We start from the raw sequence: 14,849 nt of genomic DNA on the forward strand, positions 1-14,849 counted from the left end.
TATGCGCATCAGGCGTGCCGTCACCGTCGGCACAGTCGCTCTGCTCGTCGCTACCGTCGCCCTGCATCCCGCCCAGGCCTTGGCGCAGCCGAGCGCACCGGCCGCGCCGTACACCGCGTTGACGATCAACGGAGCCGCCGGGAACTATCCGGCGTCAACCGGCACCCGGGTGTACGACCGCGGCAACGCCACCCTGAGCCTCAGCCAGTACGGCACCGGTTTCATCCTCAACGCGTCAAGTCCCGACGGCGCGCGGTGGAGTACCCGAATCCAGCCGCCGACCGGCGGGGAATTGATCGCCGGCACCCGCTACTCGGCCCGTCGCCTCTCGGACGCCACGCACGCCGCCTTGGACGTCTACGGTGAAGGGCGGGGCTGCAACATGGTCTCCGGCTGGTTCGACGTCAAGGAGTTCGCCCGCGACGCCGAGACGGGTGTCCCGACCGTAGCCGCCGTCACCTACTGGGCCGGCTGCGAGAACAATCCGGTGCCGATGCAAGGCGAGGTGCGGTTCAACTCGACCGTGGGATACGGGGCGACCGCGCTCGACGCCCGGTCGCTCGACTTCGGTCAGCGCTACGTCGGACGCGACCGGCAGATCCGTACGCTCACCGTGACCTCGGCCGGTTCGCTTCCCGTCACCCTGGCCGACTTGACGATCGAAGGGCCACAACCGCCGCACTTCGAGATCGCGGCCACCACCTGCGACGGGGTCAGCCTCGCCTACGGTGACAGCTGCGAGATCGACGTCGAGATGAGCCCGCGAGCCCGGGGCCAGCTGAGCGGACGACTGACGTTCGCCGAAGCCGACGCCCCGGACGCCCGCCGGGAGATCGTCCTGTTCGGCACCGCCGTGATCAGCGCGGATGGCACGTACAACCCGGTCGGCCCGCAGCGGCTGCTCGACACCCGCAGCGGGCTCGGCGCGCCGAGGGCCGCCGCCGTCGTCGACGAGCAGGTCCTCGGTCTGACGGTGGGCGGGCGAGCCGGCGTACCGGCCAGCGGCGTGTCCGCCGTCGTCCTCAACGTCACCGTCACCGGCCCGACCGCACCCGGACACCTGACGCTCTACCCCTCAGGTAGTGCCGCGCCGACCTCGTCCAACCTCAACTTCGTCGCCGGTCGGACCATCGCCAACTCGGTGACCGTACCCGTCGGCCCGGACGGCACGGTGTCGATCCTGCACCGGGGCGGCAGCACCCACATCATCGCCGACATCACCGGCTACTACATCGGCACCGACGCCGTACCATCCGGCGGTACGCTCGGCGACGAGTTCTACATGACCCACAACGAACGCATCCTGGACACCCGCGACGCCTACTTCGGCGGCCCGCTGCGTGGTGGCTGGTACGCCTACATCCCCGTCGACTACGGAGACGATACGAACGACAGGATCTCGGCGCTCGCGGTCAACGTCACCGCCGTCAAGCCCGTCGGCAGCGGCCACCTGACCAGCTGGGACGGCGTCCAGGACCCGCCGACGGCGTCGACGCTCAACTTCACGCCCGGCCGGACCGTGCCGAACATGGCCATCGTGCCCGTCGCGCCCTGCCCGGACGATCTCGGCTGCGCCGGACTGCCGACGATCTGGATCCACAACGGATCCGCCGATCCCACCCACATCCTGGTGGACATCTTCGGCCTCTACATGGACACGGATCTCGCCGACGGGACCCGGTTCCGGCCCGTCGACCCGACCCGGATCGTCGACACCCGTACCGGGCTCGGCGCGCCGACCGCCCTCGGGCCGACCAGCACCGCCACCATCGCCACCCCGACGTCGGTCATCACCGACGACACCGAAGCCGTGTCGATGAACATCACCGCGGTCCGGCCGACCGCCAACACCCACGTCAGCGTCTGGCCCGCCTACTTCGGCACCGAGCCGCCGAGCGTCAGCACCCTCAACCCCTACCAGGGCGAGACGGTCCCCAACGCCGCCATCACCGGGATCTTCAACGACGGCGACTTCAACATCTACAACCACGCCGGCACCACCCACGTGGTCGTCGACATCGCCGGCACCTTCGAGTACGTCTACGACGACACCGAGTTCTCCGACGCCTCGGCACGCGGAGCAGGTGCCAGATCCCGGGTCGGCACCGGCGGCGACACCGGAATCCCGACGCCACCGCTACGGTCGACGAGCAGCAGGGCGTACCCCACCCCGCCCCGCTGACCAAGTCCCGCCGAACGCGACGGCGACGCCTGGCGGCTGGTCGGCGTCGACCCGGCCACCGGTGTCGACACGTCCGGGCCGGATCTGCCCGCTGTCGAGGAGGCGCTGGCCGTACGGCTGTTGGGTTGGCAACCGGACGGGGCCGCGTTTACGGTCGCCTACCGGCCCAAAGCCGATGGCACAGGCTCCTACCCGTCGCTGGCGCAGCGGATCCACCAGGGTCACGTCGGCGGCGTACAGCTGGTGTCGCTGGTGGCGGTGGGTCGGGGCCGCCGATACCGTGCTGCGGGTGTCTGACGCCGAGTTCCTGTCCACCACCCGCGATTCCTACGACGCCATCGTCGACGAGTACGTCGAGGGGGTGAAGTCGGCGCTGGACGAGGCGCCGCTGGACCGGGCGATGCTGGGCATGTTCGCCGAGTTGGTGCGGTCGACGGGCACCGTGTCGGTCGCGGACGTCGGTTGCGGTCCGGGTCGGGTGACGGTGCTGCTGGCCGAGTACGGGTTGGACGCGTTCGGTGTCGACCTGTCACCGGGGATGATCGGCTATGCCCGGCAGGCGTACCCGGGGCTGCGGTTCGAGGTCGGCTCGATGCTCGACCTGGACCTGCCCGACGGCGGGCTCGGCGGGCTGCTCGCCTACTTTTCGATCATCCACCTGCCGTGGAAGCGGCGGCCGGAGGCGTTCGCCGAGTTCCACCGGGTGCTGGTGCCGGGCGGCTACCTGATGTTGGTGTTCCAGATCGGCGACGAGATCCGGCACCGCGACGAGTACGAGGGCAAGCGGATCGATCTGCGGTTCCACCGCCAGCGCCCGGCCGAGGTGAAGCGCCTGCTGGCGGACGCGGGTTTCCTGGTGCTGGTGACCGTCGAGCAGACGCCGCCGACGCCGGGTCTCCCGCCGCTGGGCATGCTGGTCGCCCGCAAGCCCTGAACCAACCGTCTCGAACCACCTGTCCCGGCCGACCGGGGTCGCGTCCCGGTCGACCGGGGTCGCGTCCCGGTCGGCAGGAACAGGGTCCGTACCGTGAGCTGCTTCAGCCGTGGTGGGTCAGGTCGCGCAGAGCGCGGTGTCGACGAGCGCGGCCCGCTCGGCGGCGACGGAATCGCTGCGTCGATGGAAGTCCTCGCCGGAGCCCTCCGGCCAGGCCTGGTCGTTGACACGCCAGGTTGTCCCTCGCCGACGAATACGGCGGTGCCGGGTGGTGCGTCGATCCGCTTGCTCTGGCCGTCGGCGCGGGCGTTCTTGGGTGGCTACGCGGTCGGGAAGCGGGGTCGATCAGAACGACACGACGATGCCGACCATCGGGGGGCGGCGTAGCCGCAGCAGGCGCGCGAACCAGTTTCCCGCCCGTGACATGACGTACCGGCGGGCCAGCAGTTCGCGGGCCATCGCCGTCCCGTCGCCGTCCAGCAACCGGGCCGTTCCCGTCATATTCGGCGCGTCCGGTGCCACCGCCCCGCGTAAGGAGCACGGCTGCACCCGAACACGCGGGTTGTTCCGGATCCGCTTGACCTTGCCCGAGCCCGCTTCGGTCACGATCCAGAGTTCGGCGCCGTGCGGTACGTGCCAGACCGGCGTGGCCACCGGGGTGCCGTCCTTGCGGTAGGTGGTCAGACTGACGTACCGGCTACGGGCGATCTCATCGGCCACGGTCACCGTGCCAGCGTAGCGAGTCGTGCCCTGGGCCTCGGCCCGCAACGTCGAGAGCAACTGGCCGGCCCGACCTGCCTGGCCCTCATCTAGTTGACGCTTGATCAAGTAGATGCTTGAATAAGTCGTGGACTCGACCGTTGAAGAGCAGCAGCTCGATACCTTGTTCACGGCGCTCAGCGATCGCACCCGGCGGGACATCATCGTGCGGCTGAGCGCGGGCGACGCGACGGTCAAGGAGCTCGCCGAGCGGTACGCCATGAGCATGCAGGCCGTGTCGCAGCACCTTCAGGTGCTTGAGCGCTCCGGTCTGATCAGCCGGGGGCGTCACCGGCAGACCCGCCCGTGCCGCCTCGAACCGGAAACGCTCACGCTCGCCGCTTCGTGGATCGAGGCGAGCCGGCGGACGTGGACCGAGCGGATGGACCGCCTGGAGACGCACCTGGCCCGCCTGCAAGAGGGTGAAGAGCGGTGAGCGATGACGAGCTCGTCTACGAGCGGGTGTTTCACGCGCCGCGTGAACTGGTCTGGCGATGCCTCACCCAGCCCGCCGAACTCGCGCACTTCTGGGGTCCCCGGGGCATGGTCACACCAATCGACGGCATCGTGGTCGAGCTTCGGCCCGGCGGCCGCTTCGAGACCCTGATGGTCGGCCCGCGCGGCAGCTATCGGATGGTCGCCACCTTCACCGAAGTCGTTGCGCCCGAGCGGCTCGCCTGGGTCGAGCCGTCGACCGGGATGCACACCATCGGCACGCTCGACGATCGAGGCGGTGGCCGGACCACGGTCGTCATCACCCAACGGCAGGTGCCCGAAGCCGTACGACGGCCCGAAACGCGAGCCGGCTTCCTCACCTCTCTCGACAAGCTCAACGAACATCTCCACCTCCTCATGCAAGGAGACCGATCGTGACCGACCCGCAGACCTGGGTGGCACTGACATACGAACGCTGGGCCGAACTCCTCACCGCTGCCCCCGCAGCGACGTGGGACGCGCCCACCCTCTGCGAAAAGTGGCTCGTCCGTCACGTCGTCGCGCACGTGACGATGCCGGTCCGACTGAGCCCCCAGCAGCTCGCCGCGGAGATGGCGGCGGCGCGTGGCGACTTCGCCGTGCTCTCCGACACCGTGGCCGCACGGGACGCCTCGCTGCCGCCCGATGAGCTTCTCGGCCAGCTCCGGGCACCGAAACTGCACGAGTGGCTGCCGCCGGGCGGCGGCGCGGCGGGCGCTCTCAATCACGCTGTCATCCACTCGCTCGATGTGACGATCGCGCTCGATCGGCCTCCTGTCGCACCCCAGGAGGCGGTGAACACCGTCCTGGACCAACTCGCGGCGACCAACGGCACGCTGTTCGGCATCGACGTGACCGGCATCCGGATCGAGGCCACCGACACCGCCTGGAGCCGGGGAGACGGCCGGGTGATCCGCGCCGACAGCGGCTCGCTCGTCGCTCTACTGAGCGGCCGTACGCTGCCCGACGGCCGTAAGCTTCCCCGCATCTGATCGTGAGACCCATGCTGGGGTTACGGTGGACAATTGATATTCCGACGACAGGCTGCAAATGATCAACATCCAGGAGTTCGCGCGACGGCTGAGTACTCTCGGAGCTGACGCGTTCACCAGCGACGACGTCGTGGATCTGGCGACCGCGGCCGATGTTCGCATCAGCGCGGACCTCGAGATCGACGCCACCCTGGCGCAGCGCTTGCTCGACCAGATCTCGCCCACCCTGCCGGTCACCGGGGCCCAGATGGCGGCATCGCAGTGGCCGCCACCGAAGTCTTACCGCCCTGCGGCGCCTTCGGTGTCGTTCTCCAGCCCCGGTGCCGTCGACGGACCGGCTGATCGGCCGACCCGACCGCGCGGTTCTGGGCCTGCGGGTAGCGGTCGGCGACACGGCTCTCGACGAACTGGCAGGTGAACCTACAGTCCGCACGACGATCCCGGTCGGGCGAAGTGGGCCTCGCTGAGGGCGAGGAGTTTTCGTTGGACGGCGGGGTCATGGGAGATCGGTGGTGTGACCGCTATCGAGCCTTGGTTGAAATAGCGGCCGGTCACGCCGGCGAGTTCGGGGTCGGTGGCGATGCGCAGGGCGGTTCGAGCACCGTCGGCCGGTGTGAGCATGGTGCGGCGGATGAGGGCGCCGAACGGGCGCAGTGGTCGCGGTACCAGGTCGTCGATGATGTCGGTGGCGACGATGCCGGGGTGTACGGCGTTGAGGGTGACGCCGTCGGGAGTGAACGAGCGCGTGAGAGCGTAGCCGGCGGTGACGGTCATGAGCTTCGCCCGCGCGTACGCCTCGAAGGGCACGAATCCGGTTCGCGGGTTGAGGTCGGCCAGGTCGTACACGTCGGTCAGGTCCAGGGTCGGTGGGCGGGGTTCTCCAGCGAGCTTGATCCGGCGGGTGTCGTTGAGGGTGTCGCTGGCGACGTTGACGATGCGTGCCCGGCCGCGCCGCAGCGGCGCGTCCAGGCTGGTCATGAGGCCGTACGCGGCAAGGTAGTCGAGGGCGATGTGCATTTCGATGCCGTCGGGCGAGAGCCGGTGGTCAGGGAAGTGTGCGCCAGCGTTGTTGACGAGAATGTGGATCTGCTCGTATCGGTCCTCGATGGTCTGTGCCGCCGCACAGAGGTCCTCGCGCCGGGACAGGTCACCGGGGATGATGTCGAGCCGGTGCTCCAGGTCCTTGCCGACCCGGGCGCGCAGGATGTCGGCGCGGGCGGGGTCGCGGGCGATGGTGACGACGTGGGCACCCGCGTTGATCAGGGTGGCGGCGATCACCTGTCCCATGCCGCCGGTTGCTCCGGTGACGACTGCGGTGTGCTGCGTGAGGTCGGGCATCGCGCTGGTCATCGGGTGATTCTGGGGTAGGCGCGTACGTAGCAGGCGGTCTCCGCTTCATCGATCAGGAAGGCGGCGAGGTCGGCGCGGCTGATGGAACTCCACACCCGGATCGGCAGGTCCGTGCCGATCCGGGTGTTCGCGGTTGCCGGACGGTTCGACAGTTTCGGCGGCCGCACGATCGTCCAGTCGAGATCGGAAGCGGTGATCAGCCGTTCCATCGTCTCCTTGTCACGCATTCGGTCGGCCACGCCGGCCCAGACCGCGAGGGAGTAGAGCGACCGGTCGTGCGTCTCCAGCACCCCGTGAGCGCTGACGGCGATCAAGCGCGTCGCTCCGGTTGCCCGCATCGCCGTCAGCGTCGTGCGGATGCCGTCGGTGCAGACCGTCGTCGGACCGTTGGCGGCGCCGCCGAGAGTGCTGATCACGACGTCCGCGCCGATCAGCGCGCCGGTCAAGGCCGCTGTGTCGTCGACGTCCGGCCAGATCGCCTCGGTCAGGCGCTCGTGCTTCGCGAACACGTTCCGGCGTACGCAGGCCGTCACGGTGTGCCCGCGCTCCACCGCTGCCGCCACCACGTGACGTCCTGTTGCCCCGGAGGCTCCAACGACGGCTACCTTCAGCATCTGTGATACATCATGTCTCATAGTTGGAGTATGGGCCGCGGCGATCTATGAGTCAATCTGTCTCGTACGATGAGGTGGTGAACACCGAGACCGATCCGCGCTTCCGGCGTAGTCGGCAGGCCATCCTCTCCGCAGCGCGCGAGCTGCTGCTGGAGAAAGGTCCGGCTGCGGTGACTCACGCGCAGGTGGCGGAACGGGCCGGGGTGGGCCGGGCGACCGTCTACCGGCATTGGCCACGAGCCGATCAACTGCTCGCCGAGGCGATGGCCACCGTACCGATGCCGTTGCTTGACAACCCGACCATCCCGACCCGGGAGTGGCTGACGCGTGAGTTGAGCACGCTCGCCCAGCAGCTTGACCTCGCCGAGGTGCGTGCCGTGGCCGCCACGCTGGCCAGCACCGCGCTCTGGGACGAGCGGATGGACGCCCGGCGTGCCCAATTCGCGACGATCCTGGCCGGCCGCCTCGCCACCGCACTCGACGCGGCCCAGGCCCGCGGCGAAGTCAGTCTCGCTATGTCCAGTCGCGACGCCGCGGCCCTCGTCATCGGCCCGATCTACTACCGCAGCACGATCGAACACCTGCCTGCCGGACCAGCGCTCATCGAAGCCGCGATCGCCACGATCGGAACCTGGGCCACGTCGTAGCCCAACACGTCGCAGCTCGTCACCGTAGCCGGCGTCCTGACAACCCGCCGGGCTTTGTCGCTACTCGGCGTCGCGCGGTCGGGTTACGCCGCTGTGGCAGCTGCCTTGACGGCCCCGATTGCCGAGTTGAAGTCGGGGTTGGCCCCTATTTGAGCGAGCAGCACATTCGCTGCGTTGTAGCAGTCGAACCTTTCGATTTTTCGGTCACGCAGGTGCCAGAGATCCGCCGTCGGCACGTCGATCCGCTTTCCGGTTGGTGGAATTTCGCCGACCGGGGTCGGGAACCCGCCGAGATGCGTTCCCTGAATGCGGAGTTCGACGGCAACGACGTCACCGAGTGCGTGCACTTCGAGTAGCTCGCGGTGGACGTCGGGAAAAACGCTGGCGAAGCCCGTGAGTGCCTGCGGAATCTGGTCCCCGCGGAAGGTCAGCGAATTCGGCACGTCGTTGAATGTGCCGTCCTCGGTGAACAAGGCGCGAAAACCGTCCCCGTCGAGGACGTTTCCTTCCGACAGCCGGTACGCCTCGCGAACAACTTCTTCGTTGGTTTGCACTTCTGCTCCTCCGTGGTGCTTGGTGTCTGCGGGAGGTGAGTTGCTGCCGTCCGGCAGCGGTCCGGCGGCGACGCCGTCGCATAGGTCGACGACGCCTCCGCGGTGGCCCCACTGGCGTTCCCCCACGAAGCTAACAGGTTTTTGACCAGATGGTCAATAACGTAAGCTTGCTCACATGCCTCGCCCCCGCAAGTTCCTCGAGAGCGATGTCGTCAGCAGTGCCAGTGAGGTGTTCGCCGTGCACGGCCTTGCCGCTGCGACCCTGGATGACCTGGTACGGGCGACGGGCCTGGGGAAGCAGAGCTTGTACAACGCCTTCGGTGGTAAGCGAGAACTGTTTCTCCGGGCACTTTCCGAGGACCGGGAAGAGGCGGCACGCGCGGTCTCGGAAGCGTTGGGGCACGACGACGCTTCGCCGCTGGAGCGCATTCGTGGTCATATGCTCGTGATGGCGATCGAGTTCAGCAGCAGTGATCGGCGGGTCTCGCTCACCACGCGTGCACTGGTCGAATCGACCGGTGAGGACGATCAGCTTTCGACGGCTGCGAAGGCCGGCATCGAACAGCTCGCCGGGGCATATGCTGAATGCCTGGAACATGCGCGGGAGAACGGGGATCTCCCGGCAGGTGCGAACGTGCAGTCGCTGGCAGTCTATTTCGTCGCCATCACTCGAGGGATGGAGCTGCTCGGCCGTGCCGGTGTTGGCCGTGGTGTTCTCACCGCAGTCGCGCTCGACGCGCTTCGCGTGCTTCACGGTCAGTGGATGGACGAGACCGATGGTCGACCGCACACCCTGCCGCCGGTCGATCCATGATGCCGGACCGGCGCGGCTGGGGCGTCAGATTCGAGTCGAGGGTCTGACCCGCACCGGCTCCGCGCTGATCGACGACTGCTTGTTGGTGGACGCCCCTGGTCCGGTCGCGGCGTACCGGGCGACGGTGGTGCGGACGGCCTCGTCGACTACCTGGGCGACGCGTTCGGCGCTCACCTCCCAGCCCGGCACCAGGAGTGTTGGCCAGAAGACGTAGTTGGAGATCATTCCCAGGAATTGGGTGGCTGCGAGCTCCACGTCCTCGATCCGCACCGTCCCCGCCTCGTGCTCAGCCAGGAGGTAGCTGCGTACGGACTCGAAGTAGGGCATCTTCCCGTGCGAGAACTGTGCATGGGCCAGCTCCGGGAACCGTGGCAGCTCGGCGATGACGATCCGGAACAAGTCGGTCATCTGGGGCCGGCTCAACAGCTCGGCGTAGCGGCGGCCGATGGCGCCGAGCCCGTCGGCGACGTTGCCTGCCGGCGGAGGATCCTCCTCGGCAGCGGTTGACCAGGACTCGGTGACGATGGCGTCGAACAGGGCGGCCTTGCTCGGAAACTGTTTGAACAAGGTGGCCCGCGAGACACCCGAGCGCTCTGCGATCCGCGCCAGCGATGTCCGGTCGTAGCCCAGCTCGAGGAACAGCGCGGTCGCGGCCGTCACGATCAGCGCACGCTTTTCCTGGGCGACGCGCTGGTGGTACGTCGGCACGACCCTGCTCATGGACCGAGCATACGAGGTGAGTGGCTTGACTCGCCACTGCCTCCGGCCTACTGTCGAGGCAGTGGTGAGTCAGCCGGCTCACCACTGGCCGGCCGTTCATCGCCGATGATCCCGGTCGGTCACCCGCGTACCGAAGGAACATCTGATGAACCGTTTCGACAACCAGACCGTGCTCGTGACCGGCGGCACAGGTGGCCAGGGATCGAGCCATGTACGCGCCTTCCACGCGGAGGGAGCGAACGTGGTGATCGGCGACATCGACACCGACCGCGGCACCGCACTCGCCGACGAGCTCGGGTCCCGCGCTCACTTCACCCGCCTCGACGTCACGGACGAGAGTTCGTGGTCCGCCGCTGTGCTAGCCGCCGAGAGCGCCTTCGGGGCTCTGGACGTCCTCGTCAACAACGCGGGCGTCCAGAACCCGCCAGTACCGATCGAGAACACGGACCAGGCCACGTGGTCGCGGATCCTCGACATCAACCTGACCGGGACCTTCCTCGGCATCAAGGTCGCCGCCCCCGCTCTGCGCCGAGCGACGGGGGGAGCCATCGTCAACATCGCCTCGACGATGGGCCTGGGCGGCACGGCGCACTACGCGCCGTACGTCGCCAGCAAGTGGGCCGTGCGGGGCCTCACCCGGACGGCGGCGCTCGAGCTCGGCCGGGACCACATCCGGGTGAACACCATCCACCCCGGCGTGATCGCGACCCCCTTCATCCATGAACCAGCAGCCGGTGCCACAGTGGCGATCTCCGACTTCTACTCGCCCGAGCCGTTCGCCATCCCCCGCCTCGGAGAGCCGACCGACGTCACCCGGCTTCTCTTGTTCCTCACGTCGTCGGACGCGTCATTCATCACGGGGTCGGAGTACGTCATCGACGGTGGACTCCTCCTCGGGCCAGCCCTTCAGGCCGAGACCGCATGAGCCGTCCAGACACGACCGGATGGAACGACGTGGCACGTGACACGACTGTGTCGCATCTGCCCGATCACATCCGGCGAGCCATCGAGATCACACCTGCCGCAGGCACCAGCGAACGGATCATCGACATCACGACGGTGGGGCGCCGCACCGGCCGGCCACGCCGCATCGAGATCTTCTTCTACCGAGCTGCGGGTGCCTCCTATCTGTGTAGCGGCGCCGGCGGTGCCGCGACCGACTGGCATGCGAACCTTCTCGCCAATCCCGACTTCACCTTCCACCTCAAGTACGGGATCCGCGCAGATCTGCCCGCCCGGGCCACGCCTGTCACCGACCCGGCTGAACGTCAGGCCGTGCTGGCGGAGATCGTCGCGGATCTCAATCAGCCCCACGACCCCGGCACCATCCGGCCGACTCGGATCGAAGACTGGGCCGACAGCCGGCTGATGCGCATCAGCTTCCGCCATCGGCCGTGAGCACGGCTCCCTCGACAGGGACATAGTTCCAGCCGGGGTCGGTCTGCGCGCTACGGTCCGCGTATCACGGCGCGCGCGTTTCACGATCGGCAGAGTTGTGGGTACGATGGTGGAGTTGTAGGTACACCGAGGGAGGTGTGAGTTGAGCACCGTATCCGTCCGGGAGTTCTCGTACAACCCCAGTGCGATGTTCGCCAGGGTCGAGCGTGGCGAGACGATCGAGGTGACCCGGCACGGCACGGTGATCGCGGTGCTGCTTCCGGGTTCGGCCAGGCTCAGCCACTACGCGCCGCTGGTGGCCAAGGGCTTGATCAAGCTGGCCGCCACCACGACGAACGACCTCGACCGGCTGCCGCGTTACGACGTACCGGAGAACGTGTCGCCGCTGGACGTGCTCCTCGACGCCCGCGAGGACGACGACCGTTGATCTACCTTGACTCCTCCGCGCTCGTCACCCTCGTCAGCGGCCGTCAGTACTCGGTCGAACTGGGCGAATACCTCACGACTCACCCTGGCGTGCCGATGAGTACGTCGACCCTGGGGTTCGTCGAGACCGTCCGTACCCTCGACGCGATCGGCAGCTACCCGGCCATCATGCAGGAGCTGCTCCGCAGCTTCACCGAGATCCTGCTGACCGCCGAGGTCCGGGACGCCGCTGCCCTCGTCCCGCCGGGCGCGCGATCCCTGGACGCGATCCACATCGCAAGCGCCCAGGTGTTGGAGGATTCCCTCACGGCCCTGGTCAGCTACGACAAGCGGATGCTTGATATCGCGCACAAGATGGGACTACCGACGGCGTGTCCTGGTCTCGGCTAGTTCTCGGATTCTGTCCACGGTCGGCGCGGACAGGATCTGAGGACGGGCCGGTGTCGGTCAGCAGACGGTGGTGGTGACCTGGGTGACGAAGGTCGACCAGGCGGCCGGGGCGAAGGTGAGGGTGCCGCCGGTGCGGTCTTTGCTGTCGCGGACCAGTACGCGGCCCGGCAGGTTGTCGGCGACTTCGACGCAGTTGCCGCCGTTGCTGTTGCTGCGGCTGGCGGTGCGCCACGCTGGCTCGGTCATAGCTCCTCTGCCACCCTCGCGATCAGGTCCCGGGACGCGTCCCGGGGTAGTGCCACCGAGCGTATCGCCTCCCACGCGTTGACGAAGATGCCGACCTTGGCCGGATCCTCGTAGGTGCGGCCGTCCACCGGGTTCTCCGTGTAGGCCACCGTCGCCCCGTCCGGCAGCGTGGCCAGCGCGAAGTTGCCCAGCTGGCCGATGTAGAGCCCGGCGTCGACCGGCACCACGTGCAGCAGCACCCGGTCGCGCCGCGACATCTCCACCAGGTGCAGCAGCTGCTCCTTCATCACCACCGGGTCGCCCCGGCGTAGCGCGGCCTCGTCGACGATGAACGAGGTGACCGGCGGTGTCCTGCGGTCGAAGACGGTCACCTGGCGAGCGAGCCGGTGCGCCAGCCGCTGCTCGGCCACCTCCGGCGGGAGCATGCCGACGGCGAGCACCGCGCGGGCGTACGCCTCGGTCTGCAGCAACCCGGGGACGTAGGTCGACTCGTACCCACGCAGCATGTCGGCCTCGGCCTCGTACTCCGGCCAGGGCTGGAACCAGTCCGGCGGGACGGCCCGGCGGGCGGCGTCGGCGGTCTCCCGCATCAGTGTGCCGCTGCCGAAGACCTCGTCGAGCTGGTCGGCGGTGTCCGGCAGCGGGATCTGCCGGGCCGTCTCGAACTTGGCGATCAGCGAGGGGGAGACGCTCAGCCGCTGCGCCAACTGCTCCTGCGTCATGCCGCCGTTGAGGGTACGTAGGAACTTGAGAGTACGCGGAACACCATTGTCGCTCACGTATTACCGGTCCTTCCCCCGACAAGATCAAACCTTCGAAGTGACTGGATAGGTGCGTGGGACCTTGGAATACCGCAAGCGCGCGAGGTGGGTCAGGTGGTTGTGGGAATCCAGGGGCTGCCGGCGGCGGCTCGGGTGAGTGCGTCGAGCATGTTGATGCCGTGTCGGGTGGCGGTGGCGGTGTAGCTGCGGATCGCGGCGAAGTGTTCGGCTCCGGTCATGGTGCGCATACTGCCGGAGACCTTGATCCGGAGTTTCGGCATGCGGATGGTCCGCTCGGCCGGGTTGTTGTCGAACGGGACGGCCGGGTCGGTGAGGAACCGCAGGTAGTCGGCGCGTCGGTCCCGTAGCCGCACGAACAGGGCGTGGTACTTGCGGTGCAGCTTGTCGGTGCGGTCGGCGGTGGCCTCGGCGCCGAGTACGACGGCCGAGCGCAGCAGGTGGGTCTGTTCGGCGAGGTCGGCCGGGTCGGGTTCACCGCCGTCGGCGCGGGCCGTGACCGTCAGGTGGTTCAGTTGCCGCAGGGCCGCGGCGGCCTGGCCGGCGAGGTCGGCGACCTGTCCGGTGGCGGTGTCGACCACGTAGACCAGTTCCCGCAGCACGTGGGCGTTGCACAGGGCGTGGACCGCGTCGGTGTAGGTGTCGTACGGGGCCCACGCGTCGTGCACGGCGGTGCCGGTGAAGGCGGGCAGCACGCCGGCGTCGTCCATTCCGGCGGTGCCGCGCCGGCGGTGCACGGTGAGGAGCACGTCGGTGGGTGTGGAGGCGGAGTGCAGCCAGGCGAGGCGGCCGTCGACGCGCATGCCGGTCTCGTCGAAGTGCGCGACCGGGGCGTGTCGGACGCGGTCACGGATGACGGGGAGCACCGTGTCGATGACGCCGAGGGCGGTGCGGGTGACCCAGGCGGTGATGGTGGCCGCCGCGACGGGCAGGCCGAACAGGTCACGGATCGCGTCGGCGGTGCGGCCGATGGACAGGAACTGTCCGTGGAGCAGGTAGACGCCGATCGCGGCGATCCGTGGTCCGTAGACGGCGGGCGCGGTGGCCCCGACGGGTGTCGCGGCGGTGGTGTGGTGCCCGCACCGGCAGGCGACGGTGACGATCTGGTGCTCGGTCACCACGACCCGAGGCTGGGGGATGTCGAACACCTGCCGGCGGGTGACCGTCACCTCGGCCGGGTCGGTCAGGCCGCCTCCGCAGCCGCCACAGGTGTCCGGCACATGCCGGACGATCACGTCCGGATCCGCCACCTGGGACAGGGTGGTGCCCTCGCCGCCGGTGGGACGGCCCGGCCGGCGACCCGAACGGCCCCGCAGCGACTTCGGCGCCGGTTTGGCCAGCCCGTCGCTCGACGGCGGTTTCGACGAGTTGGCAGACGACTGCTTCAACCGGGCCTCAAGCTCAGCGATCCGCGTCAGCGCCTGCTCCAGCCGTGCTGCCAGCCCGGCGTTCAACGCCAGCAGCTCGTCATACGACGGCGGCGGATCGGCGGGCATGGCTGGTCAACCTACCAGCCTCCACAGCAGACAGCACCACCGGGATCAGGAACCTATCCAGTCACCCTTCGAAG

19 protein-coding genes are annotated in these 14,849 nt (G+C 68.5%); 11 read left to right on the forward strand and 8 right to left on the reverse strand.

From position 1 onward, the window contains the following. The first annotated feature begins 1 nt into the window (after position 1). Positions 2 to 2,182 (forward strand): choice-of-anchor D domain-containing protein, encoded by a 2,181-nt coding sequence (locus O7632_RS03955; protein ID WP_278111517.1) that lies wholly within the window; start codon positions 2 to 4, stop codon positions 2,180 to 2,182. A 289-nt stretch (positions 2,183 to 2,471) separates the two neighbouring features. Further along, a complete protein-coding gene (locus tag O7632_RS03960) occupies positions 2,472 to 3,116 on the forward strand; it encodes a class I SAM-dependent methyltransferase (protein WP_278111518.1) in 645 nt (214 codons plus the stop codon). Between the two features lie 345 nt (positions 3,117 to 3,461). Here O7632_RS03960 and O7632_RS03965 read toward each other — a convergent pair whose 3' ends face one another. Further along, complete coding sequence (locus O7632_RS03965) at positions 3,462 to 3,842, reverse strand: PPOX class F420-dependent oxidoreductase (RefSeq protein WP_278111519.1); 381 nt, start codon at positions 3,840 to 3,842, stop codon at positions 3,462 to 3,464. A gap of 121 nt (positions 3,843 to 3,963) precedes the next feature. Here O7632_RS03965 and O7632_RS03970 point away from each other — a divergent pair, with 121 nt between their 5' ends. From O7632_RS03970 to O7632_RS03980, 3 genes are read left to right on the forward strand one after another with little or no spacing between them, the layout of a single operon-like run. After that, complete coding sequence (locus O7632_RS03970) at positions 3,964 to 4,311, forward strand: metalloregulator ArsR/SmtB family transcription factor (protein WP_278111521.1); 348 nt, start codon at positions 3,964 to 3,966, stop codon at positions 4,309 to 4,311. Beyond that, positions 4,308 to 4,748, forward strand: coding sequence for an SRPBCC domain-containing protein (locus O7632_RS03975; protein WP_278111523.1), 441 nt, complete (start codon positions 4,308 to 4,310; stop codon positions 4,746 to 4,748). Before O7632_RS03970 ends, O7632_RS03975 begins: the two co-directional genes overlap by 4 nt. Continuing rightward, positions 4,745 to 5,341, forward strand: coding sequence for a maleylpyruvate isomerase family mycothiol-dependent enzyme (locus O7632_RS03980; RefSeq protein WP_278111525.1), 597 nt, complete (start codon positions 4,745 to 4,747; stop codon positions 5,339 to 5,341). Before O7632_RS03975 ends, O7632_RS03980 begins: the two co-directional genes overlap by 4 nt. A 420-nt stretch (positions 5,342 to 5,761) precedes the next feature. Here the strand turns inward: O7632_RS03980 and O7632_RS03985 are convergent, their stop codons facing one another. Together O7632_RS03985 and O7632_RS03990 are read right to left on the reverse strand one after the other, a co-directional pair. After that, entirely contained in the window at positions 5,762 to 6,691 is a 930-nt protein-coding gene (locus tag O7632_RS03985; protein ID WP_278111527.1) for an SDR family NAD(P)-dependent oxidoreductase, read from the reverse strand. Continuing rightward, entirely contained in the window at positions 6,688 to 7,326 is a 639-nt protein-coding gene (locus O7632_RS03990) for an NAD(P)H-binding protein (RefSeq protein WP_347403556.1), read from the reverse strand. The genes O7632_RS03985 and O7632_RS03990 overlap by 4 nt, the downstream gene beginning before the upstream one ends. Before the next feature lie 56 nt (positions 7,327 to 7,382). Between O7632_RS03990 and O7632_RS03995 the strand changes: the two genes are divergently transcribed. Then, positions 7,383 to 7,952: a TetR/AcrR family transcriptional regulator gene (locus O7632_RS03995; protein WP_278111531.1), complete on the forward strand. Its 570-nt coding sequence runs from the start codon at positions 7,383 to 7,385 to the stop codon at positions 7,950 to 7,952. 83 nt (positions 7,953 to 8,035) lie between these two features. Here O7632_RS03995 and O7632_RS04000 read toward each other — a convergent pair whose 3' ends face one another. Further along, positions 8,036 to 8,506, reverse strand: a complete 471-nt coding sequence (locus tag O7632_RS04000; RefSeq protein ID WP_278111533.1) for a nuclear transport factor 2 family protein — start codon at positions 8,504 to 8,506, stop codon at positions 8,036 to 8,038. A 175-nt stretch (positions 8,507 to 8,681) separates the two neighbouring features. Here O7632_RS04000 and O7632_RS04005 point away from each other — a divergent pair, with 175 nt between their 5' ends. Continuing rightward, positions 8,682 to 9,320, forward strand: coding sequence for a TetR/AcrR family transcriptional regulator (locus O7632_RS04005; RefSeq protein WP_278111535.1), 639 nt, complete (start codon positions 8,682 to 8,684; stop codon positions 9,318 to 9,320). 24 nt (positions 9,321 to 9,344) lie between these two features. On the opposite strand, the gene O7632_RS04010 is transcribed toward O7632_RS04005, so the two are convergent. Continuing rightward, positions 9,345 to 10,040, reverse strand: a complete 696-nt coding sequence (locus tag O7632_RS04010) for a TetR/AcrR family transcriptional regulator (protein ID WP_278111536.1) — start codon at positions 10,038 to 10,040, stop codon at positions 9,345 to 9,347. 145 nt (positions 10,041 to 10,185) lie between these two features. Here O7632_RS04010 and O7632_RS04015 point away from each other — a divergent pair, with 145 nt between their 5' ends. The 4 genes from O7632_RS04015 to O7632_RS04030 all read left to right on the forward strand — a co-directional run bounded on the left by O7632_RS04015 (position 10,186) and on the right by O7632_RS04030 (position 12,254). Beyond that, on the forward strand, positions 10,186 to 10,965 hold the full coding sequence (locus O7632_RS04015; protein ID WP_278111538.1) for a glucose 1-dehydrogenase: 780 nt from the start codon (positions 10,186 to 10,188) through the stop codon (positions 10,963 to 10,965). Next, the gene (locus O7632_RS04020; protein WP_278111540.1) at positions 10,962 to 11,438 is read left to right on the forward strand and encodes a nitroreductase/quinone reductase family protein; all 477 of its coding nucleotides are present in this window, start codon (positions 10,962 to 10,964) and stop codon (positions 11,436 to 11,438) included. The genes O7632_RS04015 and O7632_RS04020 overlap by 4 nt, the downstream gene beginning before the upstream one ends. A gap of 142 nt (positions 11,439 to 11,580) precedes the next feature. Next, entirely contained in the window at positions 11,581 to 11,865 is a 285-nt protein-coding gene (locus O7632_RS04025) for a type II toxin-antitoxin system Phd/YefM family antitoxin (RefSeq protein WP_278111542.1), read from the forward strand. Then, positions 11,862 to 12,254 (forward strand): type II toxin-antitoxin system VapC family toxin, encoded by a 393-nt coding sequence (locus tag O7632_RS04030; protein ID WP_278111543.1) that lies wholly within the window; start codon positions 11,862 to 11,864, stop codon positions 12,252 to 12,254. The genes O7632_RS04025 and O7632_RS04030 overlap by 4 nt, the downstream gene beginning before the upstream one ends. A 57-nt stretch (positions 12,255 to 12,311) precedes the next feature. Here the strand turns inward: O7632_RS04030 and O7632_RS04035 are convergent, their stop codons facing one another. The 3 genes from O7632_RS04035 to O7632_RS04045 form a co-directional block, all read right to left on the reverse strand. Further along, positions 12,312 to 12,500, reverse strand: a complete 189-nt coding sequence (locus tag O7632_RS04035; protein WP_278111545.1) for a DUF397 domain-containing protein — start codon at positions 12,498 to 12,500, stop codon at positions 12,312 to 12,314. Further along, positions 12,497 to 13,279: a helix-turn-helix transcriptional regulator gene (locus O7632_RS04040; protein ID WP_278111547.1), complete on the reverse strand. Its 783-nt coding sequence runs from the start codon at positions 13,277 to 13,279 to the stop codon at positions 12,497 to 12,499. The genes O7632_RS04035 and O7632_RS04040 overlap by 4 nt, the downstream gene beginning before the upstream one ends. A 92-nt stretch (positions 13,280 to 13,371) precedes the next feature. Continuing rightward, on the reverse strand, positions 13,372 to 14,775 hold the full coding sequence (locus O7632_RS04045) for an IS66 family transposase (protein WP_278110308.1): 1,404 nt from the start codon (positions 14,773 to 14,775) through the stop codon (positions 13,372 to 13,374). Between the last annotated feature and the right edge of the window lie 74 nt (positions 14,776 to 14,849).

The sequence above is a fragment of the Solwaraspora sp. WMMD406 genome (genome assembly GCF_029626025.1).
Taxonomy (GTDB): domain Bacteria; phylum Actinomycetota; class Actinomycetes; order Mycobacteriales; family Micromonosporaceae; genus Micromonospora_E.

Bases quoted from the DNA above. Each gene is read 5' to 3' on its own strand.
- O7632_RS04010 (WP_278111536.1), bottom strand. From the start codon at position 10,040: ATGAGCAGGGTCGTGCCGACGTACCACCAGCGCGTCGCCCAGGAAAAG.
- O7632_RS04035 (WP_278111545.1), bottom strand. From the start codon at position 12,500: ATGACCGAGCCAGCGTGGCGCACCGCCAGCCGCAGCAACAGCAACGGC.
- O7632_RS03990 (WP_347403556.1), bottom strand. From the start codon at position 7,326: ATGAGACATGATGTATCACAGATGCTGAAGGTAGCCGTCGTTGGAGCC.
- O7632_RS03985 (WP_278111527.1), bottom strand. From the start codon at position 6,691: ATGACCAGCGCGATGCCCGACCTCACGCAGCACACCGCAGTCGTCACC.
- O7632_RS04020 (WP_278111540.1), top strand. From the start codon at position 10,962: ATGAGCCGTCCAGACACGACCGGATGGAACGACGTGGCACGTGACACG.
- O7632_RS04005 (WP_278111535.1), top strand. From the start codon at position 8,682: ATGCCTCGCCCCCGCAAGTTCCTCGAGAGCGATGTCGTCAGCAGTGCC.
- O7632_RS04045 (WP_278110308.1), bottom strand. From the start codon at position 14,775: ATGCCCGCCGATCCGCCGCCGTCGTATGACGAGCTGCTGGCGTTGAAC.
- O7632_RS04015 (WP_278111538.1), top strand. From the start codon at position 10,186: ATGAACCGTTTCGACAACCAGACCGTGCTCGTGACCGGCGGCACAGGT.
- O7632_RS03955 (WP_278111517.1), top strand. From the start codon at position 2: ATGCGCATCAGGCGTGCCGTCACCGTCGGCACAGTCGCTCTGCTCGTC.